Source organism: Klebsiella sp. 18074, from assembly GCF_902705905.1.
Lineage (GTDB): Bacteria > Pseudomonadota > Gammaproteobacteria > Enterobacterales > Enterobacteriaceae > Klebsiella > Klebsiella terrigena.
On record NZ_CACSIS010000100.1, the window covers coordinates 1 to 583 of the forward strand.

Annotated in this window: 2 protein-coding genes; both read right to left on the minus strand. The window is 55.9% G+C overall.

Translation table 11 applies throughout. From position 1 onward, the window contains the following. On the minus strand, window positions 1–377 hold a 377-nt coding region (locus tag GVK32_RS28715; RefSeq protein WP_200842956.1), incomplete at its 3' end, for a recombination protein NinG. Further along, window positions 370–540, minus strand: a complete 171-nt coding sequence (locus GVK32_RS28720; RefSeq protein WP_159874151.1) for a NinE family protein — start codon at window positions 538–540, stop codon at window positions 370–372. The genes GVK32_RS28715 and GVK32_RS28720, both read right to left, overlap by 8 nt. Between the last annotated feature and the right edge of the window lie 43 nt (window positions 541–583).

Consider the following 583-nt stretch of genomic DNA (forward strand, 5'->3'; position numbering starts at 1 on the left):
TTATTGATATTGTCCTCGTTGTAGCGCAGGTGGGATGCTTTCCCGCGGGAGCGGTAATGCCCGGCCTCCCACTGAACTGTTTCCCATGTGCCGCAGCTGATGCACGGCAGGTTATGGTCACGTTCGCGGATATAGTCGTTAACGACACGCTGGGTCATGTCTTCCCAGTGCTTGAGAGGTTTCACCGCGGCTTTACGCTTGCGCCAGACAGCCCGTTCTTTCTTGGCTTTCGCCAGGGCCTGTTTCTCGCGTTTCTTCTCCAACTCCTGCATGGCAAATTCGGCACCATGTTCAGGACAGCACCACCGCTGATTCTCAAATGCCGCGGTAAACTTCGCCAGGCAGATTTTGCACCGGCGTTGAGTTCGATTAAGCATGCGGCCTCCTTGCTCTCAGGCAGAGCCACTTCTTATCGACCAGGCGAGCGGTGTAGCCGAGCATCGTTGGGATATCTGATGGCTTAACTTCTTCTTTGCGCTTGCGAGGGCCGGAGGTGCGGAATATCGAACGCTCCATGACTTTAGCGAGTGGGCTGTGCATGCGACGCCCTCCACTCCTGAGCCCATTCAATGCGGCTATTGGA

Coding starts and splice junctions, on each gene's coding strand:
- GVK32_RS28720 (WP_159874151.1), bottom strand. CDS start 540: ATGCACAGCCCACTCGCTAAAGTCATGGAGCGTTCGATATTCCGCACC.